The sequence below is a fragment of the Actinomadura rifamycini DSM 43936 genome (genome assembly GCF_000425065.1).
Classification (GTDB): domain Bacteria; phylum Actinomycetota; class Actinomycetes; order Streptosporangiales; family Streptosporangiaceae; genus Spirillospora; species Spirillospora rifamycini.
In genome coordinates this window covers 113,899-136,335 of the sequence record NZ_AULB01000024.1, presented here as the reverse complement: position 1 = coordinate 136,335, position 22,437 = coordinate 113,899, and the positions used below count along the sequence as shown (strand labels likewise).

Annotated in this window: 16 protein-coding genes; 11 read left to right on the top strand and 5 right to left on the bottom strand. The window is 75.1% G+C overall.

All coding sequences use genetic code 11. The features are described 5' to 3' along the window. The first annotated feature begins 96 nt into the window (after nucleotides 1–96). Nucleotides 97–936, top strand: a complete 840-nt coding sequence (locus H505_RS0123255) for a M55 family metallopeptidase (RefSeq protein WP_026403895.1) — start codon at nucleotides 97–99, stop codon at nucleotides 934–936. On the opposite strand, the gene H505_RS0123250 is transcribed toward H505_RS0123255, so the two are convergent. Continuing rightward, the gene (locus tag H505_RS0123250; protein ID WP_026403894.1) at nucleotides 933–1,181 is read right to left on the bottom strand and encodes a hypothetical protein; all 249 of its coding nucleotides are present in this window, start codon (nucleotides 1,179–1,181) and stop codon (nucleotides 933–935) included. The genes H505_RS0123255 and H505_RS0123250 overlap by 4 nt on opposite strands. Before the next feature lie 154 nt (nucleotides 1,182–1,335). On the opposite strand from H505_RS0123250, the gene H505_RS43880 reads away from it, so the two are divergent. After that, on the top strand, nucleotides 1,336–3,189 hold the full coding sequence (locus H505_RS43880; RefSeq protein WP_051301073.1) for a serine/threonine-protein kinase: 1,854 nt from the start codon (nucleotides 1,336–1,338) through the stop codon (nucleotides 3,187–3,189). Nucleotides 3,190–3,210: 21 nt separating this feature from the next. Here the strand turns inward: H505_RS43880 and H505_RS43875 are convergent, their stop codons facing one another. After that, complete coding sequence (locus H505_RS43875) at nucleotides 3,211–3,990, bottom strand: SWIM zinc finger family protein (RefSeq protein ID WP_034519402.1); 780 nt, start codon at nucleotides 3,988–3,990, stop codon at nucleotides 3,211–3,213. Beyond that, nucleotides 3,990–8,429 carry an SNF2-related protein gene (locus H505_RS52760; RefSeq protein WP_084550682.1) on the bottom strand — a complete coding sequence of 1,480 codons (4,440 nt, stop codon included), beginning with the start codon at nucleotides 8,427–8,429 and terminating at the stop codon, nucleotides 3,990–3,992. The genes H505_RS43875 and H505_RS52760 overlap by 1 nt, the downstream gene beginning before the upstream one ends. A 120-nt stretch (nucleotides 8,430–8,549) precedes the next feature. Between H505_RS52760 and H505_RS0123230 the strand changes: the two genes are divergently transcribed. Further along, nucleotides 8,550–9,332, top strand: coding sequence for an enoyl-CoA hydratase/isomerase family protein (locus H505_RS0123230; protein ID WP_026403893.1), 783 nt, complete (start codon nucleotides 8,550–8,552; stop codon nucleotides 9,330–9,332). On the opposite strand, the gene H505_RS0123225 is transcribed toward H505_RS0123230, so the two are convergent. Beyond that, nucleotides 9,319–9,705, bottom strand: a complete 387-nt coding sequence (locus H505_RS0123225) for a winged helix-turn-helix transcriptional regulator (RefSeq protein WP_026403892.1) — start codon at nucleotides 9,703–9,705, stop codon at nucleotides 9,319–9,321. The genes H505_RS0123230 and H505_RS0123225 overlap by 14 nt on opposite strands. Nucleotides 9,706–9,789: 84 nt before the next feature. Here H505_RS0123225 and H505_RS0123220 point away from each other — a divergent pair, with 84 nt between their 5' ends. The 8 genes from H505_RS0123220 to H505_RS0123185 all read left to right on the top strand — a co-directional run bounded on the left by H505_RS0123220 (nucleotide 9,790) and on the right by H505_RS0123185 (nucleotide 20,486). Further along, on the top strand, nucleotides 9,790–10,437 hold the full coding sequence (locus tag H505_RS0123220; RefSeq protein ID WP_026403891.1) for an NADPH-dependent F420 reductase: 648 nt from the start codon (nucleotides 9,790–9,792) through the stop codon (nucleotides 10,435–10,437). A 65-nt stretch (nucleotides 10,438–10,502) separates the two neighbouring features. After that, nucleotides 10,503–11,270, top strand: coding sequence for an SDR family NAD(P)-dependent oxidoreductase (locus H505_RS0123215; RefSeq protein ID WP_026403890.1), 768 nt, complete (start codon nucleotides 10,503–10,505; stop codon nucleotides 11,268–11,270). A 185-nt stretch (nucleotides 11,271–11,455) separates the two neighbouring features. Further along, complete coding sequence (locus H505_RS0123210) at nucleotides 11,456–12,406, top strand: acyl-ACP desaturase (protein WP_051301072.1); 951 nt, start codon at nucleotides 11,456–11,458, stop codon at nucleotides 12,404–12,406. A gap of 221 nt (nucleotides 12,407–12,627) precedes the next feature. Next, nucleotides 12,628–14,574, top strand: a complete 1,947-nt coding sequence (locus tag H505_RS48000; protein WP_084550679.1) for a serine/threonine-protein kinase — start codon at nucleotides 12,628–12,630, stop codon at nucleotides 14,572–14,574. Next, on the top strand, nucleotides 14,537–17,017 hold the full coding sequence (locus tag H505_RS47995; RefSeq protein ID WP_084550676.1) for a protein kinase domain-containing protein: 2,481 nt from the start codon (nucleotides 14,537–14,539) through the stop codon (nucleotides 17,015–17,017). Before H505_RS48000 ends, H505_RS47995 begins: the two co-directional genes overlap by 38 nt. A 49-nt stretch (nucleotides 17,018–17,066) precedes the next feature. Further along, the gene (locus tag H505_RS0123195; RefSeq protein ID WP_026403888.1) at nucleotides 17,067–18,431 is read left to right on the top strand and encodes a protein kinase family protein; all 1,365 of its coding nucleotides are present in this window, start codon (nucleotides 17,067–17,069) and stop codon (nucleotides 18,429–18,431) included. Between the two features lie 301 nt (nucleotides 18,432–18,732). After that, nucleotides 18,733–19,512, top strand: coding sequence for an electron transfer flavoprotein subunit beta/FixA family protein (locus H505_RS0123190; RefSeq protein WP_034519400.1), 780 nt, complete (start codon nucleotides 18,733–18,735; stop codon nucleotides 19,510–19,512). Between the two features lie 23 nt (nucleotides 19,513–19,535). After that, nucleotides 19,536–20,486, top strand: a complete 951-nt coding sequence (locus H505_RS0123185; protein ID WP_026403886.1) for an electron transfer flavoprotein subunit alpha/FixB family protein — start codon at nucleotides 19,536–19,538, stop codon at nucleotides 20,484–20,486. Nucleotides 20,487–20,562: 76 nt separating this feature from the next. On the opposite strand, the gene H505_RS51120 is transcribed toward H505_RS0123185, so the two are convergent. Further along, nucleotides 20,563–22,386, bottom strand: a complete 1,824-nt coding sequence (locus H505_RS51120; protein ID WP_211238543.1) for a serine/threonine-protein kinase — start codon at nucleotides 22,384–22,386, stop codon at nucleotides 20,563–20,565. Nucleotides 22,387–22,437: the final 51 nt, after the last annotated feature.

The window sequence follows — 22,437 nt, the reverse complement described above, 5'->3', positions numbered from 1 at the left end:
GTGTGCAGGCGAAACGCCGGGTCCGGCAGCGGGAAGCGGACGGCCGCCCGTTCGGGGCGCGTGCGCGGATCGCCCGGCCGGGGCACCATGGCGGTCATGAAGGTCTTCGTTTCGGTCGACATGGAGGGCGTCTCGGGGCTCACCGACCCCGAGGAGATGCGCGCGGGCGGGCGCGGCTACGAGCGCGGCTGCGAGCTGATGACCGGCGACGCCAACGCCGCGGTCCGCGCCGCGTTCGACGCCGGGGCCGAGAGCGTCGTCGTCACCGACGCGCACGGCGGCGGCCGCAACCTGCGCGCCGACCTCATCGACGAGCGGTGCACGCTCGTCCGGGGCCCCTACAAGCCCATGCGCATGGGCGAGGGCCTCGACGCGGGCTTCGACGTCGCGCTCTACGTCGGGTACCACGCGCGGGCCGGGGCGGAACGGGGCGTCCTCAACCACACGTGGATGGGCCGGGAGATCCAGAACCTCTACCTCAACGGGGAGATCGCGGGCGAGATCCGGCTGATGGCCGGGTACGCGGGCTCCCTCGGCGTCCCGATCGGCCTCGTCGCCGGGGACGAGGCCGCGTGCGCCGAGGCGCGGGACGTCCTCGGCGCCGTCCCGACCGTCGCCGTCAAGCGGGGCCTCGACCGGTACGCCGCCGAACTGATCCCGCCGGCGCGCGCGCAGGAGCGCATCTACGAGACCGCGCTGCGCTCACTGCGGGACGAACGGTGGCCGCAGCTCACCGTCCCCGCGCCCTACACCCTCGCGGTCGAGTGGAACGCGACGGCGATCGCGCAGTCGTGCGCGGTCATCCCGGGCGTCCGCCTCGCCGGCCCGCGCACCACCGAGCTCACGACGGACGACTACGCCGACGTCGTCGGCCTGCTCGGCGTCTGCGCGACGATCGCGGGGGAGGTCGGCTGCACGGGCCGCAACTACGGCTAGTGCCTGCGGTGGCGGCCGCCCAGATCACAGGACGATCGCCGCGAGGCGCTCGCCGCTGCCGGACCGGCCCTCGTGCCCCGGTCCGTACCGGCGCGGCCGATCGCCTCCGCCGGTTCCAGGCACTCCGCGGCCTGCGCGCGCAGGGCGTCGAGTTCGGACCCGGCCGCCTCGCGCAGCTCCGTCTCGCTCAGCCGCTCGTACGGCGACGGCGGCTTCTCGCCGCGCTCGAAGACCCCTCGCGGCATGCGCGCGAACTCCCGATTCGGCCACCGGCTCGTGTCAGCCCACGACAGAATAGGGGCCGGAGTGATCGGAACCGAGGTCGTGCCGCGCGGCTCCGCGCCGGCGCCGCTCGCGCCTTATCCTGCCCGCAGACGATCAACGGACGAAAGGTGCGCCGTGGAGGCACTCGGCCCCGATGACCCGCGTGCCGCCGGGGCGTACCGGCTGATCGCCCGGCTGGGCGCGGGCGGGATGGGCCGGGTGTTCCTCGGCAGGTCCGCGCGCGGCCGGATGGTCGCGGTGAAGCTCGTCCACCCCGAACTGGCCCGCGATCCCGAGTTCCGGCGCCGGTTCCGGCACGAGGTCGCCGCCGCCCGCAAGGTCGGCGGCGCCTGGACCGCGGCCGTCCTGGACGCCGACACCGAGTCCGACGCGCCCTGGGTCGCGACGGCCTACGTGCCGGGCCCGAGCCTGCGGGAGGTCGTCGACGCGCACGGGCCGCTGCCCGAGGCGTCCGTCCGCGCCCTGGCCGACGGGCTCGCGCGGGCGCTGCGGGCCGTCCACGGCCACGGCCTGATCCACCGCGACGTGAAACCGACGAACGTGCTCGTCACGATCGACGGGCCCCGGCTCATCGACTTCGGCATCGCCCGCTCGAGCGACGGAGACGTCGCCACCCGGACGGGCGTGCTCGTCGGCTCGCCGGGGTTCATGTCCCCCGAGCAGGTGCGCGGCACGCCGCTCACCCCGGCGGCCGACGTCTTCTCGCTCGGCGCGGTGCTGGCGTTCGCCGCGACCGGACGGCTCCCGTTCGACGGCGCCGCCGACGTCCGGCTGTACCGGCTCGTGTTCGAGGCGCCCGACCTCGACGGCGTCGACGGGCCTCTCCGCGACCTGATCGAGCGCTGCCTGGCCAAGGAGCCGGACGCGCGGCCCGCGCTCGACGAGCTCCTCGCCGACCCGTCCGGGGACACCTGGCTCCCGGCCGCCGTCGTCGCGGACCTGGGCCGCCACGCCGCCCGCCTCCTCGACTTCGAGGACCCCCACGCCGAACCCCACGCCCCGGCCGCGCCCGCCCTCCCCGCACCGCCGCCCGGCCCGCCGCCGGGCCCGCCGCCCGGTCCGCCGCCGGGCCCGCCGCCCGGGCGGACCGACACGGCCGCGCCGCCGCGCCCGCGGGCGCCGCTCTACCTCGCGATGGGCGCCGCGGCGGCGGCCGCCGTCGTCGCGGTGGCGCTGGCGTTCGTCCTCGCGCGGGGCGAAGGCCCCGGCGGCGGCGACGCGCGCGCGGACGGGCGCTCCGGCGGCCCGGCGCCGTCCGGGACCGCGACCGGCAGGAGCGCGAGCGGCGGGGGCACGCCCGACGAGCCCGGAGAGATCCCCCGCGAGCTGATCGGCACCTGGGAGGGCGGCACCGCGAGCGCCACGTCCCGGATCCGGCGCTTCACCGTCGCGCAGGGCGAGGTCGGCGACCCCGTCGTCACGCTCCTGTCGGTCGGCGAGGACATCCTGTGCGAGTACGAGGGACGGCTGCTGTACGGCGGCCCCACCGTCGGCCTGGACGTCCGCCGGACCCGCGCGGTCCCCGGCGGATGCGCGGAGCGCACGGAGATCACCCTCGCCCGCGAAGGGGAGCGCGTCCGCTGGCGGGACGGCGACGCCTCCGGCGTGCTCACCCCCGCCCGGCGCGGCGACATCCCCGAGCGGCACCGGGGGACCTGGGAGGGGACCGTCGGACGGCCCACGGCGAACGACCCGGACCCGTCCCGCAAGCGGTTCGAGCTGACCGCCGGCACCGTCGGGACCGAGGCCGTCAAGATCACCGTCTCCGGCGGCGGCCGGGCCCCCTGCGAGGCCATGGCCGTGCTGGTGTCCGCCGAGGACGACATCCTGGTCTACTCGAGCCGCCTGCTCACCCCCAGGTCCGAGTGCGCCCTGGCGGGCCTGCAGAAGCTCACCCCGCGCGCCGACGGAACCCTCTTCTGGGAGGTCCCGGAAACGGGGCAGGCGGGCGCGCTGCGGCGCGCCTGACCCGGCCCGCGTCCCGCGGGCTCAGTCCTCCCCGGCGAGCGCCTCGTACGCGGGCGCCAGCACGTCCGCGAGCGGGCGGCGCCGCACCCTGACCGGCGGCGGCGCCGCGACCCGCAGCACGAACCCGGGCGGGACGGGCGGTGCCGCGCGGCGCTCGCGGAGCCGCGCGAGCCCCGACGGCGCCGTCCAGAACCCGTCCGCCGCCAGCGGCTCGTCGTCCATCTCCAGCGGGTCCGGCTCGGTGGCCGCACCCCGGCGGAGCGCCGCCAGCAGCGCGTCCCGCCCCCGCCCGTTCCACTCCAGGATCAGGAACGGGTCGTCGTCGAACGCCTCCGCCAGCAGGTAGAGGACGGCCGCCGCGTGCTTGCACGGGTCGCCCCAGTCGGGGCAGTCGCACATCAGGTGCAGGTCGGCCGCCGACCCGGGGAACAGCGCCAGCCCCAGCTCGGCGAACACCCACTCGATCTCCGGGGGCATCTCGCCCGCGAGGAGCCGCGCCCGGAACACCGCGCGGGACGCCAGCTCCGCCTCGGCCGCCCGCCAGCCCGCCGCGTCGATCGCCTCGATGCCGAGCGCCACCGTGTACGGCTCGGGCGCCGAACCGTGCACCTTCGCGGTCACCTCGTACGCCGCGACCTTCAGGTCCGTCACGTTGCCCTTGCGCGCGTACGTCCGGCCGCGCGCGAGGCGGCCCTGGTCGGCGAACGACTCGACGAGGTCGATGAACCGCCGCGACCACCACCGCTCGCCGATCGACCCGCGCCGGTTGCGGGCCCGGAGCCCGTCGCCCGGAACGTCCATCAGCCGCTCACCGCCCCCGGGTCGAGCCGCAGGACGTCCCGCAGTTCGGCGACCGACAGCTCGGTCAGCCAGTCCTCGCCGGTGCCGACGATCGACTCGGCGAGGGCCTTCTTGCGCTCGATCATCTCGTCGACGCGCTCCTCCATCGTCCCCGCGCAGATGAACTTGCGGACCTGCACGTTGCGGGTCTGCCCGATGCGGAACGCCCGGTCGGTGGCCTGGTCCTCGACGGCCGGGTTCCACCAGCGGTCGACGTGCACGACGTGGTTCGCGGCCGTCAGCGTCAGGCCCGTCCCGGCCGCCTTCAGCGACAGCAGGAACACCGCCGGTTCGGGATCGTCCTGGAAGTGCCGCACCAGGTCGTCGCGCGCCTGCTTGGACGTCCCGCCGTGCAGCCACAGGACGGGGCGTTCGAGGTGCGCCGCCAGGTACGGCCGGAGCATCGACCCGAACTCGGCGTACTGCGTGAACACGAGCGCCTTCTCGCCCTGCTCGACGATCTCGGCGCAGATCTCCTCGAGCCGCTCCAGCTTCCCCGACCGTCCCGGCAGCCGCGAGCCGTCCTTGAGGAGCTGCGCCGGATGGTTGCAGACCTGCTTGAGCTTCGCCATCGTCGCGAGGACGAGCCCGCGCCGCTGCTTCTCGTCCGCCTCGGCGATCTGCGCGAGCATGTCGTCCACGGTCGCCCGGTACAGCGACGCCTGCTCGGCCGTCAGGTTGCAGTAGACCTTGATCTCCTGCTTCTCCGGCAGGTCCGAGATGATCGACTTGTCGGTCTTGAGGCGGCGCAGGACGAACGGCTGCGTGGCCCGCTTCAGCGCCGCCGCCGCCCGCTCGTCCCCCTCCCGCTCGATCGGCACCGCGAACCGCCGCCGGAACTCCGCCCGCGGCCCGAGCAGCCCCGGGTTCGCGAACTCCATGATCGACCACAGTTCGGTCAGGTGGTTCTCGACCGGCGTGCCGGTCAGCGCGATCCGGCTGCGCGCCGGGATGCTCCGCACCGCCCGCGCCTGCCGCGTCCCGCTGTTCTTCAGCGCCTGCGCCTCGTCGCAGACGACCCGCTCCCACCCGACCGCCGCGAGCGCCTCGGCGTCCCGCGCCGCCGTCCCGTACGTGGTCAGCACCAGGTCGGCCTCGGCCGCGGCGCGCGCCACGTCGTCCCCGCGGTGCCGGGACGTCCCGTGGTGCACGTACACGCGCAGCTTCGGCGCGAACCGCGCCGCCTCCCGCTCCCAGTTCCCCACCAGCGACATCGGCCCGATGAGCAGTGTCGGTCCCGGACGGCGCCCGCCGTCGCGCTCCGCGTCGCCGTCGCGCTCCGCGTCGCCGCCCCGTTCCGCGACGAGGAGCGCCAGCGTCTGGGCCGTGTTGTGGCACACGATGCCTTCGGCGATGTAGTTGTGGTGGTCGGCGACCTCGAAGTCGTAGACGTAGCCCTCGTAGTCGATCTCCTCGACCGAGGTCACGGTGGCGTAGAAGACCTCGCGCGTCGCGCGGTTCTCCAACCGGTCCCGGAGGCGCCGGAGGGCGGCCCGGTCGAGTCTCTCGTAAGCGGCGAGGGTCCGGGCCGTCCAACGGCTCCGCCCGAGGCTCGCGTAGTGGGTCTCTGCCTCGCCGGACAGGATGCGGTCGAATCCGCCTACGGCTTCCAGAGCGGTCCTCTTGGACGGCTCTTGGGTGCCGGAGAAGTAGACGGGGTTCACGCCGAAGTGCCGCATCGGGAGGCCGGTCAGCTCCTGCGCCCGCTTCAGCAGATCGCTCCCGGGAACACCTTCGACGTTGGTGTTGGGGGAGAGGGCGCAGATCTGCTCCAGACGGGACTGTTTGGCCTCGTCGGCGATTCCGACCAGTTCGGCGAACCGGCGCAGGCTCGATCCGCCGATCCGACCGACCCGGTAGGGGCGCTTGGTTCCCGTGCCGTTGGTCGCGCACTTCCATGACGTGGAGACGCGGAGCCAGACGCCGAAACGCCGGAGCATCGCGCTGAGCTGCCGGATGACCCAGACCGACGCGGAGGAGACCTCGACGAGCCGCCCGGTGACGGTGACCGAGGACTCCGCCGCGAAGTAGTGGCGCAGGAACAGGCGCACGGTGGCGTCGTCGGCCGCCATGATGCGCTCGGGGATCCGCTTGTGCGCCGAGACCCCTCCCCAGCGGTATCCGTGCTCCTCGAGGAAGTGCCTGTACGCGATGCCGCTCCAGCGCAGGTACGCGGCCCTACCGCCGTCGCCGGGGACGACCTTCGGAGGGGTCAGGCGGATCCCGTGGCGCTCGGCGATGCGGAGGAGCCGGGTGTGCAGGTCGTGGAGGACGCGCTCGTCCTTCTGGGTGATCACCGTGCCGGAGTGCGCGGCTTCGTGGCCCTCGGCGATCTGCCACGCGAGGAGCACGGTCAGGTCGGGGTCCACCGGGGCGCCCTCGTGCACCAGGCGAGCGGGCACGCACACCCGCGTGCCGGGCCGGATGTCGCGGCTCCAGTCGTCGAGACCCAGGAGGCGGTGCCGCCGGGTGACGATTATTTCGCTGCCGTCGTCCAGCGAGATTTTCCGCACCTTCTCGTGGACGTGCTGCCGGTAGAGACGCGTGATCGCGGACGGAACGATGCGTCCGTCCTTGGCCATGGAGTTCACCGTCAGCGGCTCGGCCGGGAGCGACCATTCGCCTTCCCCGTCCGGGTCGAGGGAGGTCGCGTAACGGGCCCAGATGTCCTTCGCCTTGAGCAGGGCTCCGTTGACGTAGACGAACTCGTCCTCGCCTATGCACTTCCCGAGGCCCATGGAGTCCGCGAGGATGCCGCCGAGGCCGATCTCGTTGAGGAAGTTCAGCCAGGCCAGACCGCGCTCCTGGAACGGCCGGAGCGTTCCGTTGAACCCGTCCGGGGTGCGCATGGGGGTGAGGCGGCGGTCGGCCTCGCCGGAGAGCAGGTCGCCGAACGCGCCGTCGGCGTCGACGCCGACGAGCGGGAGGGCGTCGTCGCCCGCGTGGACGATGGCGCGGATCGCCTCGGCGGCCGGCATCCGGCCCCGCCGGGGCTGCCGCAGGAAGTCCAGGGCCGCCTCGAGCTGCTCGCGGTCGAGCTCCACCCACTGGCCGCGCAGCCGGACGAGCGGCGTCTTCAGCCGGGCCAGCTCCTCCAGCTCGTCCTCGTCGACGGTCGCGTCGCCGATCGCCAGGTCCCAGCGGAAGTCGACCATGGCCTTGAGGTCGAAGCCCGACGGGGCCGCCGCGCCGGACGACGCCTCCGGGTCCTCGGCGCGGGTGGTGAGCTTCATCCCGAGCTTCGCCTTGCCCGCCCACTGCGGCAGCAGGACGCCGAACCCCGCGGCGGCCAGCATCGGCGCGGCCTCCCGCAGGAACCGGAACGCGCCCGCGGTGTCGAGGGCGAGCCCGTCCGGCACGGGGGAGTCGAGGGCGGGCGCGAGGTCGGGGAACAGGCGCAGCGCGCGGCCGAGGCCGGTGAGCAGCGTCTCCTCTGCGTCCGCGATGGTGGGGGCGTCGCCCGCCCACACGAGCGACGCCGGGACGTACAGGCTCGGGTCGTCGGTGCCCTGGAGGGCGAACTCGACGCGCCACGCGTCGTCGCCGCGCGGCTCCCGCGACTCGCCGGTGTCGTACTCGTCCGCGCCCGGTTCGGCGAGCCGGAAGCAGACCCGCAGGGGCCCGGACGGACGGCGCGCGGCGGCGGCCCACGCGTCCAGTTCGGCGATCAGCTCGTCGGGGTCGTCGCGGGGCTCGCGGGCGACCTCGGCGGACGGGCCGGTGAGCGCCGCCACCCAGCGTTCGGCGAGCGGCAGGCGGTCGGGGACCGCCCCGCGCCGGGCGGGCAGCAGGGGGTGCGGGACGACGCCCCGGACGGCCGTGTCGACGAGCCCGTACAGCGCCTCGCGCAGGACGTGCGCGGCGGGGCGGCCGCCGTCGGCGGCGCGGCACGCGGCGGGCATCGCCCGGACGAGCGCGCGGAACCGCGCGGGGTCGTCCAGGACGGGCCGCCAGCGGGCCACCAGGTCGCCGTCCTCGCGCAGCAGCGCGGGCAGCACGTGGCCGCGTTCGGCGAGGGACACCGCCTCCTCGGCGAGCAGGCACAGGAACCGCAGGTCGGTGCCGGGGATCACGTCGGCGCCGTGCTCGGCCGCCTGCAGCAGCGCCATCGCCGGGAACGGCTCCAGGACCAGCGCGGGGACGCGCCACGGCCGCAGCTCCGGCGCGCCGGACACCGGTTCGGGCCCGAGCTCGGCCGACGGCAGCGGGTGGTCGCCGGCGGTGGGCAGCGTGAGGGCGAGCTCGACCCGGGCGGCGCCGCGGACGAGCGGCTCGTAGGAGGTGCCGGTGAAGTCGCGGGCGGCGAACGGGTGGACGTCCCCGGACGGCTCGTGCGGGCCGGTGCGCTCGGCCCACAGGCACAGCGCACCGCCGTGCCAGGTGGCGTGTCCGACGAGCATGGACACCGAAGTTACCAGCGGGGTGCGACGGGACGGCCGACGGCGGCGGGGGCCGCCGCGGCGGGACGGGAGGCTTGTTAGGTTCGGGACGTCGTGGTCATCCGGAGCATGGAGGCGTTCGTGGGCGAGTTCGTACGGGTCGAGGTCGAGGACGGCGTCGCGACGATCAGGCTGGACCGTCCGAAGATGAACGCGCTGAACGCGGCGATGCAGCGGGAGCTGGCCGACGCGGCGCGCGTCGTGACCGAGGACGCCGACGTGGCGGCGGTCGTCCTGTACGGCGGGGAGAAGGTGTTCGCGGCGGGCGCGGACATCAAGGAGATGGCCGCGATGTCGGCGGCGGAGATGTCGGCGGGCCACTCCCATCTGCTGCAGAACTTCACCAAGGCCCTCGCGGGCATCCCCAAGCCGGTCATCGCGGCGATCACCGGGTACGCGCTCGGCGGCGGCCTGGAGGTCGCGCTGGCCGCCGACTTCCGGGTGATGGGCGAGGGCGCGAAGGTGGGGCAGCCGGAGATCCAGCTCGGCATCATCCCCGGCGCGGGCGGCACGCAGCGGCTCGCCCGGCTGGTGGGCCCGGCGAAGGCCAAGGACCTGGTCTTCTCCGGGCGGCACGTCCGGGCGGACGAGGCGCTCGCGATCGGGCTCGTCGACCGGGTCGTCCCCGACGCGGACGTGCACGCGGCGGCGCGCGAGTGGGCGGCGACGTTCGTCGGCGGCCCGGCGGTCGCGCTGCGCGCCGCGAAGCAGGCGATCGACGCGGGCCTCGAGGTCGGGCTGGACACGGGCCTGGAGATCGAGCGCGTCCAGTTCTCGGCGCTGTTCGCGACCGAGGACCAGGCGAACGGCATGAAGAGCTTCATGGAGGAGGGCCCGGGGAAGGCCAAGTTCACCGGCCGCTGAGCCCGCCGGGCGCGTCCCGTTCGCGGGCGGCTCGGGCGTCGAGCACCTCGTCGGCGTAGCGCTCGGTCCACCGGCCGAGCGCGGCGAGCGGCTCGATCAGCCCGCGGCCGGGGCCGGTCAGGCCGTACTCGACGCGCGGCGGCGCCTCGGCGTAGCGGCGGCGCGCCACCAGGCCGTTCGCCTCGAGGCGCCGCAGCGTCTGGGTGAGGACCTTGTGGCTGATGCCGCCGATCCGCTCCCGCAGGTCGCCGGGGCGCATCGGGCCGTCCCGCAGCGTCCACAGCACGACGCCCGTCCAGGTGCCGGAGAGCAGATCGAGGCCGAGCCGGGTCCGGCAGTCGGCGGTGAAGTCGTCCATGGTCTCGCCGGACATCCTGCCTCTTCCGATACGAACCGGATGGTGCGGAACGGTTCGCCTAGCGTCCCGTCCGACGGTAGTCGACCGGAGGAGGACGGCATGCGGATCGGTGTGCTGGGCGCGGGGAACATGGCGGACGCGCTGGCGGGGCAGTGGGTGCGGGCGGGGCACGACGTGCGGATCGGCGCGCGGACGCCCGCGCGGGCGGCGGCGCTCGCCGGGCGGCTCGGGTGCGCGGGCGGCGGGCTCCGGGACGCGGCGGAGTTCGGCGAGGCGGTCCTGCTCGCCGTCGCCCACGGCGGGGCGATGGACGCGCTGCGCGGCGCGGGCGCGGCGGAGGGCGTCCTCGCCGGGCGGGTGCTGGTCGACTGCACGAACCCGATGGCGCCGCCGTTCGAGGCGCTGCTGACGGACGGCGGCCCGTCGGCGGCGCGCCGGATCGCGGACGCGTCGGGCGCGCGGGTCGTCAAGGCGTTCACCCTGTGCCCCGATCCCGTGTGGCGGATGACGCCGCCGGTGTTCGGGGGGCGCCCGCTCGGGGTGCCGCTGTGCGGCGACGACGAGGACGCCCTGGAGACGGTCGGGGGACTGGTGCGCGACCTCGGGTGCGTCCCGATGCGCGGCGGGAGCCTGGCGCGCGCCGCGCTGCTGGAGGCCGCGGCGGCGTTCACCGTCGGGCTCCTGGCCGCGGGCGAGGACCCGGCCGCGATGGTCCCCCCGGTCGCCTTCATGGGCGCGCCGCGGTAGCGCGGTGCGCCCATTTCGCGCGTCTCCCGCGGCCGGACGAAGATCGCCCGATAGGCTCGGCGCCCATGCGGCAGGCGTACCGAACGGCGCTCGTGACGGGCGCGTCCAGCGGGATCGGGGAGAGCTTCGCGCGGCTCCTCGCCGAGCGGGGCGCCGACCTCGTGCTCGTCGCGCGCCGGACCGGCCTGCTGGACCGCCTGGCGCGCGAGCTCGTCGAGCGGTACCGGGTCGGGGTGGAGGTCCTCGCGGCCGACCTCACCGACCCGGAGCGGCGCGGCGAGGTCGAGCGGCGGCTGCGCGACGCGCCGGTCGAGCTGCTCGTGAACAACGCCGGGTACGGCGCGTTCGGCGCGTTCGCGGAGGAGCCGCTGGAGAACCAGCTCGCGCAGATCGAGCTGAACGTGACCGCGCTGGTCCGGCTGACGCGCGCGGCGCTGCCGGGGATGGTGGAGCGCGGCCGCGGCGGGGTGCTGAACGTCGCGTCGGTCGCCGGGTTCGCGCCGTCGCCGGGCAGCGCGACGTACGGTGCGACGAAGGCGTACGTGGCGTCCTTCTCGGAGAGCCTGCACGCGGAGGTCGCGGAGAAGGGCGTGCACGTGACGGCGCTGTGCCCCGGGTTCACGCGGACGGACGAGGAGTCGGCCGCGAACCTGCTGTGGCTGCGGCGCGACGCCGTGGCCCGCGCCGGGCTGGAGGCGGTCGCGGCCGGGCGGGCGCTGTGCGTCCCCGGCGCCCAGTACAAGGCGGTGATGCCCGCGCTGCGGATCCTGCCCCGGCCGCTGCTGCGGGCGGCGGCCGGCCGGATGTGGAAGCAGGCCGCCGACACGCAGTGAGGCGGGTCCCGGACGGAGCGTCCCCGAGCGGCGGTTCGCCGTGAGCGGCAAAGGCGGGGCTCGCGTTTCGTCCGGGTCTACAAAAGTCGCGCGCGGTTGATTGTTCCCGGAGTTACTTGACGGCGGTACCGCGGACTCGCGACCATCGAAACCTACGGTTGGGTAAGTTAGGAGCGAGGAAGCGCATGTCCGAGAGCCCCGAGACGAAGTTCCAGCACGGCCTCCTGCTCGAGCTCGAGCAGGTCGTCGAGAAGGAGCTGGACCGCCACCTGTCGATGGCCAAGGAGTGGTTCCCGCACCAGTACGTGCCGTGGAGCGAGGGCCGCGACTTCGACGGCCCCCTCGGCGGCGAGGAGTGGTCGCTGGAGCAGTCCAAGCTCAGCCAGGAGGCCCGCGAGTCGCTGATCGTCAACCTCCTCACCGAGGACAACCTGCCCGGCTACCACAACGCGATCGCGACCGTCTTCGGCCAGGAGGGCGCCTGGGGCGCCTGGGTCAACCGGTGGACGGCCGAGGAGAACCGGCACGGCATCGTCCTGCGCGACTACCTCACCGTCACCCGCGCCGTCGACCCGGTCGCGCTCGAGCGCGCCCGCATGCACCACATGGAGCAGGGCTACGCGGCCACGCACGGCGACTCGTTCCTGCACGGCACGGCGTACGTCTCGTTCCAGGAGCTGGCCACCCGCGTCTCCCACCGCAACACCGGCAAGGCGTCCGGCGACCCGGTCTGCGAGCAGATGATGGCCCGCATCGCCGCCGACGAGAACCTGCACATGATCTTCTACCGGAACCTGCTGGGCGCCGCGCTGGAGATCGCGCCGAACGAGACGATGCGGGCGATCACCGACGTCGTCAAGGCGTTCGAGATGCCCGGCACCGGCATCGAGGGGTTCCTCAAGAAGTCCGTGATCATCGCGAACGCCGGCATCTACGACCTGCGCCTGCACCACGACGACGTCCTCGTCCCGGTGCTGCGCAAGTGGAAGGTGTGGGACCGCACCGACCTGACCGGCGACGGCGACAAGGCCCGCGACGAGCTGAACGACTTCCTGGCGCAGCTCGACGCCGCCGCGACCAAGTTCGAGACCCGCCGCGAGGAGCGCCGCGCCCGGAGGGCCGCCCGCGAGTCCTGACGCGCCCCGGCCCGGCCCCCGGCCGTCCCGCCGCGACCCGCCCCGACCCCGCGATCATCGTTCCTTCACCCTTTCTTCACCTGGGATGTCGTCCGAGCCGGAACCCGACCGGGGGTCGGCGGCGTCAAAGAGGACGTGAGAGAACTCAGGAGGGGGAGGGGCGGCGACCTCCTGCCGGCATCCTTTCGGGGAGCGTGCGAAGGGTAGGGTTTTCGCAAACGATGAGGGGAGCTGTCACGTCCGGGGACCGAATCGGCCACTACAGCGTGCTCCAGACTCTCGGGGAAGGGGGCATGGGCGTCGTCTACCTCGGCGCCGACCCCGAGGGGCGCAACGTGGCCATCAAGGTGCTGCGGCCCGCGGTGGCGGGGGACGCCACGGCGCGCCGCCGGCTGGCCCGCGAGGTCGACTCGATGCGGCGCGTGCACAGCCCCCACGTCGCCGAGATCCTCGACGCCGACGTCACCGCCGAGCAGCCGTACATCGTCACCCAGTACGTCCCGGGCCGCACCCTCGAAGAGATCGTCGAGGAGCACGGCGCCATCGACGGGACCGACCTGCAGCGCCTCGCGGTCGGGCTGGCGTCCGCGCTGTCGGCCATCCACGGCGCGGGCATCGTGCACCGCGACCTCAAGCCCGCCAACGTCATGCTGATGGACGGCGGCGAGCCCGTCGTGATCGACTTCGGCATCGCGCAGGCGGCCGACGCGACGCGGCTCACCGCGACCGGCATGGTGATCGGCACGCCCGGCTACCTCGCCCCCGAGATCATCGAGGGCCACGAGGCGGGCCCGCACTCGGACGTGCACGCGTGGGCGGGCACGCTCGCGTACGCCGCGACCGGCCGTCCGCCGTTCGGCTCCGGCACCTTCGAAGCGATCTTCTACAAGATCATGTCGGGGAGCCCGGACCTGGAGGGCGTGCCCGCGCCGATCCTGCCGGTGCTGCGCGCGGCGATCGCCCGCGACCCGTCCGAGCGGCCCAAGGCCGTCGACCTCGTCCAGCTCACCCGGCGGCTGCACTTCGACTCCACCGTCACCGACCAGACCCGCGTCGACCGGCACTACCCCGGCGCGGCGGCGGGTGCGGCGGGGGCCGCGGGCGCGGCGGCGGGTGCGGCGGCCGCCGGCGCCGTCGGCGACGACCCCGACCAGGCCGGGCAGTTCACCATGCCCCCGGGCGCGGGGGAGGGCGCCGACCGGACGGCGACGCCGCCGCCGATGCCCGCGCCGGCGCCCGTCCACGCCCAGCCGAGCGACTTCGTCGGCCAGCTGCCCCCGGCGGCGCCGCCGCCCGCACCGCCGCCGCCCGACTACGCGCCCGGACCGTACGACCGGTACGGGGCGCCCGACCAGTACGGGCAGTACGGGCCGCAGGGCGGGTACGCGCAGCCGTACCCGCCGCAAGAGGGCTACCCGGAGCCGTACCCGCCGCGCGGCCAGTTGCAGCGGCGGCCGCCCGAGCAGCCGCCGCAGCACGACCCGCGCGCGGCCCTGGACGAACGCACCCGCGACGACCGCGCCCGCGAAGACCGAGCCCGCGAAAACAGGGAAGCGCGCAAGCCCTACGGCTGGTACCGGATCATCAGCTTCCTGGTCCTGGTCGCGCTGCTCGGCTTCGCGAACATCGCGCCGCTGCTCGCCGTCGGCGTCACCCTCGGCGGGGTCCTGGTGCTGCGGATGGCCGACAAGGCCGCCAAGGGCATGGAGGGACGGCAGACCCGGCGCGGCCCGCGCACCGGCGACGCGTTCGCGGCGGCGATGCGGACGCCGCTGCACCTGCCGGGCGCCCTCACCATGACCGCGCTGCTGTCGGCGCTCAGCCTGCTCGCGGGCGTCGTCCTGCTCGCGGTCCTGATCTTCGCGGATCCCGACATGACCGCCTCCCGGGCCATCGCCTGGTCGGCGATGCTGGTGATCGTGCTGATGTCGCTGGCCCCGGGCAGCGGCGCGCCGCGCCGGCAGCTCGCCCGGGTCTGGGGCGCGCTCATGCCGCGCGCCGAGGCCGCCCTCATCGGCGCGCTGATCATCGGGATCTTCGCGGCCGTGCTCGTCGGCCTGTCGCGCCAGCAGCCCCCGGACACCACACCGCTGGACGGAATGAGCCAGAACCTGGAGAGCCTGCGCAGCGATGTCCACGACCTCGTCTCCGGGATCCCGTTCGTCTGACGGAGCCTGGAGCCCCCCGCCGACGCCCGGTCCCCCGCCCCCGAGCGGACCGCCCGCCGGTCCGCCGCCGTCCCCGGAGCCCGCGCCCGCGCGTCCCGGCGGGGACCTGCCCGCGGCGATCGGCCCCTACCGTCCGCTGGAGCTGATCGGCGCGGGGGGAATGGGGCAGGTCTTCCGCGCCACCGACCCGCGCGGCGGCACGTACGCCGTCAAGATCCTGCACCCGCACCTGGTGGACCAGGGCGACTCGCGGGCCCGGCTGCGCCGCGAGGTCGAGACGATGGGCCGGGTCACCACCCCGCGCGTCGCCGAGATCGTCGAGTTCGACGTGGACGCCCGCGTCCCGTACATCGTCACCCGGTACGTCGAGGGCCGCGCCCTCCAGGACGCCGTCCGCGAGGGGCGCGTCGCGAACGGCGCGGCGCTGTGGCGGATCGCGGTCGGGACGGCCGAGGCGCTGGAGGCCGTCCACCGCGCGGGCGTCGTGCACCGCGACATCAAGCCCGGCAACGTCCTGCTGGAGGGCGGCGAGCCGGTCGTCATCGACTTCGGCATCTCGCAGGGCGTGGACGACACCCGCCTCACCCGCACGGGCGCCCGCGCGGGCACGTGGCGGTACCTGGCGCCGGAACTGCTGGAGGGCCACGACGCGGGCCCGGCCGCCGACGTGTTCGCGTGGGCGGCGACCGTCGCGTACGCCGCGACCGGCCGCGACCTGTACGACGCGCCGAACGACGCGGCCGTCTGCCTGCGGATCATCCGCGGCGACCACGACCTGGGCGACGTCCCGGCGGAGCTGCGGCCGCTGCTGGAGGAGGCGCTCGCCGCCGACCCCGCCGCCCGGCCGTCCGCGGAGCACCTGGTGCGGCGGCTGCGGGCGCTGCGCCCCGACTCGATCGGGCTGCGCGCGTCCGGCGGCAGCCAGCCGTCCGTGCGGGGGCCGGTCCGGTCGCGGCCGCTCGAACCGATCGGCCCGTACCGGCCGCTGCAGCGGCTCGGGCGCGGCGGCATGGGCGAGGTGTTCCTCGCCCGCGCCGACGACGGCCGGATGGTCGCGGTGAAGATGCTGCACGCGGCGCTGCCCGCCGAGTTCCAGGCCCGCGACCGGCTGCGCCGCGAGGTCGAGGCGATGCGGCGGATCAGCAGCCGGCACGTGGTGGAGCTGGTCGACCACGACCTGGACGCCGAGCAGCCCTACATCGTCACCCGGTACGTCGAGGGCACCTCGCTGCTGGAGACCGTCAAGGACCGCGGGCCGCTGCCCCGGGACGGGCTGCTGCGGCTCGCCGGGGGGCTGGCGGAGGCGCTCGCGGCGGTCCACGCGGCCGACAGCGTGCACCGCGACGTCAACCCCGGCAACGTGATGCTGGTCGCGGGCGCCCCGGTGCTGATCGACTTCGGCATCGCGTACCTGTCGGGCGCGACGCGGCTGACGCAGGGCCCGATGGGGACGCCCGGCTACGTGTCGCCCGAGGTGCTGGAGGGACGCCCGTCGGGCCCGCCCACGGACGTGTTCGGCTGGGCCGCGACGATCGCGTTCGCCGCGACCGGGCGCCGCGCGTACGAGGCGACGAGCCCGGCCGCGTTCGTCCGCCGGGTGCTGACCGGCTGGCCGGACCTCGCGGGCATCGAGCCCGACCTGAAGGAGGTCCTGGAGGACGCGCTGGCCCGCGACCCCGCGGACCGTCCGGACGCGCAGGAGCTCGCCGCCCGGTTCGCGAACCCGGGGTCGATCGCGCCCCGGCTCAACCTGCGGCCCGCACCGAAGCCGCAGCCGCGGCCGGAGCCGGAGCCCGAACCGCGGCCCCGTCCGGCGGCGCGGCCCCCCGCCGACCAGGTCGTCGCGGGCCGCGCCGCGTTCGCCCGGTCGGGGTTCGCGCTGACGGTGTCGGTGATCGAGGTGTCGCTGGCGGAGGCGAAGCGGGAGCTGGTCGCCGCCGAGCGCGCCCACGCGATGGGCGGGTCGTGGATCGAGCACGGGCACGCCGCCAAGTACGCGCAGAAGGCGCTGGCCGCGGCCGGGCGCGCCGCGCGCGACGCCCAGACCGGCACGGGCATCCCCGCGAACGGGCCGCGCCTCGCCGAGATCTACCGGGCCGCGAGCCTGTACGGCAGGCACGCGCAGGCCGTCCTGCAGAAGCAGCCCGTGATGCCGGGGCAGTTCGTGGACGTGCGGCGGGTCGTCGGTCTGCTGAACGGCGCCCGGTTCACCCGCGTCCGGTTCAAGGAGGGCTACGACCCGGCCGAGGTGGACGAGTTCGTCGCGCGGGCCCTCGGCTGGCTCACCGGCGACCGCCGCGCCCTCGCCGAGGTGATCGGCGCCGACGACGTCCGCGCCCGGACGTTCACGCTGCGCCGCCTCCGCGAGACCTACGTGAAGGCGGAGGTCGACGCGTTCCTCGCCGCGCTCGAGACGGAACTGCGCCGCACCGGCTACGCCTGACCGCGCGGTCCGGGACGCGGGCGGCGGAGATCGGTAGGGTGCCGACCATATGATCGGCGAACACATCGGCCCGTACCGGCTGCTTTCCTCGCTGGGGGACGGGGCCGTCCACCGCGCCACCGGCCCGGACGGCCGCGACGTGGCGATCCGCGCGCTGCCCGCGGGCGCCGCGCCCGACATCGCGCGGATGCGGGAGGTGCGCAGCCCGTACGTGGTGGACGTCCTAGACGGCGAAGCCGCCCTCGACGCTGCCGGCGAAGCCGCCCTCGACGCTGCCGGCGAAGCCGCCCTCGACGCTGCCGGCGCGGGCTACGTGGTGACGCGGCTGGTGCCGGGGCGGCCGCTCGCGGACGCCGTCGCGGAGCGGGGCCCGCTGGCGGGGGAGGCGCTGCACGGCCTGGCGCTCGGCCTCGCCAAGGCGGTCGCCGCGATCCACGGCGCGGGCCTCGCGCACGGCGACCTGCGTCCCGGGACGGTGCTGCTGGTGGACGACGCCCCCGTCGTCATCGACTTCGGGCTCGTCCCGGGCGCCGATCCGGCCGACGACGTCCGCGCGTGGGCCGCCGCGGTGCTGTTCGCGGCCGTGGACCCGGCCGCCGTCCCGGCGGGCCTGCGCCCGCTGGTGGAGGCCGCCGCGTCCGCCGACCGGGCGGCCCGCCCGACGTCCGCCGCGCTGGCCGCCGCGGTCGCGCGACTGGAGCCGCCGCCCGGTGAGGGCCCGGCCGCGGCCGTCCCGCGCCCGGCGCCCGAGGCGATGCCCGCGCCGCCGGAGCCGGTCGCGCGGCCGGACGCGCCGCGGACGCAGACGGCGGGTGCGGGGACGGCGGGTGCGGGGACGGCGGGTGCGGGGGCGGCGGCGGACGCGCACCGGCTCGCCGTCGCGCAGGGCTGGGCCCGGCTGCTCGCCGCGATGGTCGTAGTGATCGCCGTGGGCGCCGCGATGATGATGCCGGTCGTCGGGCTGGTGCTGTCGCTGGCCGCGGTGACCTGGCTGCGCGCGGTCACGGCGGTCTCGTTCCGGGACTGGACGCTCGCGTTCGGCCGGACGCTGGCGACCGTCCCGTACGCGGCGGTGTGCACGGTCGCGGTGCCGCCCGCGCTGCTCGCCGCCACCGTGTTCGGCGTCGAGATCGACGCGCTCGCCGCGTGCGCGTTCGGCGCGGGCGCGGGCGCGGCCGTGCTGTGGACGGCGCCGGGCGTGCGGGGGCCGCGGCGCAGGCTGGAGCGGATGTTCCTGCGGATCGCCGGGTCGCCGCGGACGATCGCGGGGCTCGGCGCGGTGCTCGCGGCGCTGACCCTGGCGGCGGTCGTGGGCGCGCTGTCGCTGACGCCGAGCTTCGCGCCGATGTACGGGCTGGCCGGCTGGCTGGAGAGCACCCTGGACCGGTTGCACGGCGCGTTCGACCGCTTCTGACGCGCGCCGCGGGCCCGTCCGGGGTGTGAGGTGCGTCACGTCCGATTTCTGAGTGAGACCGACATGCCGGGCGTCCCTCGGACGTGGGTAAGGTCTCACCACCTGGGATTTGCCGCTAGGCTACTCGTGGGTAACATTCGACTGGGCACGGCCGAAACGGGGACCCGGATCCGAAGGGCGTTCGGGTGTTTGGCAGGCTGTGACCAACGAAAACGCACGTCCGCGTCGACCCGTCATGGGCGGCGCCCCTCTGTCCGCTGCCCCAGCGGCCAACCGAGTGCAGGGAGGTCGGCCACCGGCCATGAACATCGTCGTCCTGGTGAAGCAGGTTCCCGATACGGAGAGCCCGCGCAAGCTGAAGTCCGATGACAGCACGCTCGACCGCGCTGCCGCGGACGGTGTCATCAACGAGCTCGATGAGTACGCCATCGAAGAGGCGCTGCGCATCAAGGAGGCCCAGGGCGGCGAGGTGACCGTTCTGACCATGGGCCCGGACAAGGCCACGGAGTCGATCCGCAAGTCGCTGGCCATGGGCGCCGACAAGGCCGTCCACCTCGTCGACGACGCCCTCACGGGCTCCGACGCGCTGCAGACGTCCTACGCGATCCAGCAGGCCCTCGGCCGCACCGAGTTCGACCTGGTCGTCCTCGGCTCGGAGTCCACCGACGCGCGCACCGGCGTGCTCGCCGCCATGCTGGCCGAGCGGCTCGGCGTCCCGCAGCTCTCGCTCGCCAACAAGGTCGAGATCGAGGGCTCGTCCATCAAGATCCAGCGGCAGACCGACTACGGCTACGACAAGGTCGAGGCGACCCTGCCGGCCGTGGTCAGCGTCGTCGAGAAGATCAACGAGCCGCGCTACCCCTCCTTCAAGGGGATCATGGCGGCCAAGAAGAAGCCGGTCGAGACGCTCGGCATCGCCGACGCCGGCATCGACGCCGCGCAGGTCGGCGTCGCGAACGCGGCCACCGAGGTGGTCGACTTCGCCGACGCCCCGCCGCGCGCGCAGGGTCAGATCGTCACCGACGAGGGCGACGGCGGCGCGAAGATCGCCGAGTTCCTCGCGTCGAAGAAGTTCGTCTGACCGGGGAAGGGGATTCAAGAACCATGGCTGAGATTCTCGTCCTCGTCGACCACGTCGACGGTGAGGTCAAGAAGGTCACCCTCGAGCTGCTGACGCTGGCGAACCGCCTCGGCGAGGCCGCCGCCGTATGGGTCGGCCCCGGCTACGAGAACGCCAAGGACAGGCTCGCCGAGTACGGCGCCGGCAAGGTCTACGTGGCGGCCGACGAGGAGCTCACCTCCTACGTCGTCGCCCCGAAGGCGGCGCTGCTCGCCCAGCTCGTGTCCGAGAAGTCCCCGGCCGCCGTGCTCGTCGCCGCCACCGGCGAGGGCAAGGAGATCGCCGGCCGGCTCGCGGTGAAGACCGGCTCCGGCGTGCTCACCGACGTCGTGGACGTCACCGACGGCTTCGTCGCCGAGCACTCGATCTTCGGCGGCGGCGTCATCGCGCACGCCAAGGTCCGGACCGGCACGCCGGTCATCGCGGTCCGCCCGAACTCCATCGCCCCCGAGGCGAACGCGGCCACCCCGGCCGAGGAGCAGGTGTCGGTGGCCCTGTCGGACGCCGACAAGGGCGCCAAGATCGTCGAGAAGGTCGTGCAGGAGAAGGGCGAGCGCCCGGACCTGACCGAGGCCGCGATCGTCGTGTCCGGCGGGCGCGGCGTCGGCGGCGCCGACAACTTCTCGATCATCGAGGGCCTGGCCGACTCGCTCGGCGCGGCCGTCGGCGCCTCCCGCGCCGCGACCGACGCCGGCTGGTACCCGCACTCGTTCCAGGTCGGCCAGACCGGCAAGACCGTGTCGCCGCAGCTGTACGTCGCGGTCGGCATCTCCGGCGCCATCCAGCACCGGGCCGGCATGCAGACCTCGAAGACCATCGTCGCCATCAACAAGGACCCCGAGGCGCCGATCTTCGAGCTGGTCGACTACGGCGTGGTCGGCGACCTGTTCCAGGTCGCGCCGCAGCTCACCGAGGAGATCAACAAGCGCAAGTGAGCGCCTGACGACTCTTCCCGGACGCCCCGGACGGTTCGCCGTCCGGGGCGTCCGGCCTTCCCGGGGGCGGCGGTGGTCACGACCGGGCGGGGGACGGGCTCCCGGCCGGGTACGGCACGGCGGCGAGCAGGTCCGGCTTCAGCAGGTCGCCGGCCTGCGCGTACGGGACGTTCGCGACCTTCTCCCCGCAGGCGCTCACGTAGCCGAGCGCCGCGGCGTGGAAGCCGACCCGGATCCCGGCGGGCGTCATCCCGACCGCCACCTGCTCCTCCCGCAGATGCTCGGCCCGGATCTCCTCGGCGAACCGGCTGCCGATCTCCGGCGGGCAGATCACCCCGCCCGGCAGGTGCGCCGCGACGAGCCCGTCGAGCGGCCGGACGCTCTCCGGAGCCGGGGCGCGGAACAGGTCGATCGGCCGGAACTCGGTGCCTTCGGCCAGGTCCACGGTCACCGCCCGCACCTGCTGCCACCCGGTCCCGACGTCGCCCTGCACGTTCGTGTCGTACCAGACGGACAGGAGACGGTCGTTGCGCAGCAGGACGGTCGGCCGGACGGTGGTCGTGACCGAGCCCGGCACCTGGGCGATCCCTTCCCGGTGGCTCGCGAACATGCGGTCCAGCGGCGCGCGGACGGCGCCGTTGACCCGGTCCTGGAGCGCCCGGTCGCGGAACCCGGTGACCCGCACGACCTGCCCCTCCACCTGGAACGCCCCGCCCCCGCTCAGCGTCGTCGCCGGTACCTGGAGGGCCACGTTCTGGAAGGCGAGCCGCTGCGGCGGGGGCTCGTCCCCGGCGTCGGAGGCCGTGACGTACACCGCCGTCCCGCCGATCGCCACGGCGGCGCCGCCCGCGACGGCCGCCGCGCCCTTGGCGCCGAGCGCCCCGAGGACGCCCTTCCCGGCGGCCCCGGCCCCGGCCGTGCCCGCACCGCCCGCACCCGCGCCCGCACCGCCCGCGGCGCCCGCACCGGACGCGCCCGCCGCACCGGCCGCGGCCGTCCCGGACGCCGCCGCGCCGCCGGAGCCGAGGCCCAGCGCGGTCAGCGGGAACAGCATCGACAGCGCGGCGGCGGTCGTCGCCAGCGTGCGCACGCCGCGCCCCTCCCAGTCCGGGCCGTACGCGGCGGCCGCCGCGCCCTCCAGCTCGGCCACGAACGCGGCGGCGCCGTGCGGGCGGTCCCACGGGTTCTTCGCGAGCCCGCTCTCCACCAGCGGCCGCAGCGGCTCCGGGACGTCCTCGACCGGGATCGGCGCGGTCAGGTGCCGCCCCATCAGCCCCGCCGGGTCCTCCGCCGTGAACGGCCGCCGCCCGGTGACGCACTCGTAGAACACGCACGTCGCCGCGTACACGTCGGTGGCGGGGGAGGCGGGCTCGTCGCGCCACTGCTCGGGCGCCATGTAGACGGGCGTGCCCGACCGCCCGGCCTCGCCCGCGTCGACCGCGATGCCGAAGTCGATGAGCTTGCTCAGCCCGTCGCCCCGGACGATCACGTTCGCCGGCTTGTAGTCGCGGTGCACGATCCCGACGTCGTGCGCGGCGGCCAGCCCCAGCAGCGAGCCCTTCAGCAGCGCCAGCGCCGCCTCCGGCGCGAGCGGCCCGCGCTCGGCGAGGACCTCCCGCAGGGACGCGCCGTCCACGGCCTCCATGACGATCGCCGCGCCCTCGCCGGTCTCGACCAGCCCGTACAGGCGCGCGACGTACGGGTTGCGCAGCCGCCGGAGCAGCTCCGCCTCCGCCCGGAACCGGACCCGGAAGCCCGGGTCGGCGGCGAGCCCGTCCGCGAGGTACTTGATCGCGGCCGGCAGCCCCGTGGCGTCGTGGCGGGCCAGCACCACCCGCCCCTGCGCGCCCTCGCCGAGCACGCGAAGCTCGCTGTACTCCGGAACCCGCCATCCGCTCATCGGTCATCCCTTCTGGCCCGGCCGCGCCCTCGTACGGGCCAGAAGGGGTTA

What these genes read in the sequence shown, in the direction of transcription:
- H505_RS0123210 (WP_051301072.1), top strand. Translation starts at nt 11,456, where the DNA reads ATGTCCGAGAGCCCCGAGACGAAGTTCCAGCACGGCCTCCTGCTCGAG.
- H505_RS0123185 (WP_026403886.1), top strand. Translation starts at nt 19,536, where the DNA reads ATGGCTGAGATTCTCGTCCTCGTCGACCACGTCGACGGTGAGGTCAAG.
- H505_RS0123255 (WP_026403895.1), top strand. Translation starts at nt 97, where the DNA reads ATGAAGGTCTTCGTTTCGGTCGACATGGAGGGCGTCTCGGGGCTCACC.
- H505_RS48000 (WP_084550679.1), top strand. Translation starts at nt 12,628, where the DNA reads ATGAGGGGAGCTGTCACGTCCGGGGACCGAATCGGCCACTACAGCGTG.
- H505_RS43875 (WP_034519402.1), bottom strand. Translation starts at nt 3,990, where the DNA reads ATGGACGTTCCGGGCGACGGGCTCCGGGCCCGCAACCGGCGCGGGTCG.
- H505_RS0123220 (WP_026403891.1), top strand. Translation starts at nt 9,790, where the DNA reads ATGCGGATCGGTGTGCTGGGCGCGGGGAACATGGCGGACGCGCTGGCG.
- H505_RS0123190 (WP_034519400.1), top strand. Translation starts at nt 18,733, where the DNA reads ATGAACATCGTCGTCCTGGTGAAGCAGGTTCCCGATACGGAGAGCCCG.
- H505_RS0123225 (WP_026403892.1), bottom strand. Translation starts at nt 9,705, where the DNA reads ATGTCCGGCGAGACCATGGACGACTTCACCGCCGACTGCCGGACCCGG.
- H505_RS0123250 (WP_026403894.1), bottom strand. Translation starts at nt 1,181, where the DNA reads ATGCCGCGAGGGGTCTTCGAGCGCGGCGAGAAGCCGCCGTCGCCGTAC.
- H505_RS51120 (WP_211238543.1), bottom strand. Translation starts at nt 22,386, where the DNA reads ATGAGCGGATGGCGGGTTCCGGAGTACAGCGAGCTTCGCGTGCTCGGC.
- H505_RS0123215 (WP_026403890.1), top strand. Translation starts at nt 10,503, where the DNA reads ATGCGGCAGGCGTACCGAACGGCGCTCGTGACGGGCGCGTCCAGCGGG.
- H505_RS52760 (WP_084550682.1), bottom strand. Translation starts at nt 8,429, where the DNA reads ATGCTCGTCGGACACGCCACCTGGCACGGCGGTGCGCTGTGCCTGTGG.
- H505_RS0123195 (WP_026403888.1), top strand. Translation starts at nt 17,067, where the DNA reads ATGATCGGCGAACACATCGGCCCGTACCGGCTGCTTTCCTCGCTGGGG.
- H505_RS47995 (WP_084550676.1), top strand. Translation starts at nt 14,537, where the DNA reads ATGTCCACGACCTCGTCTCCGGGATCCCGTTCGTCTGACGGAGCCTGG.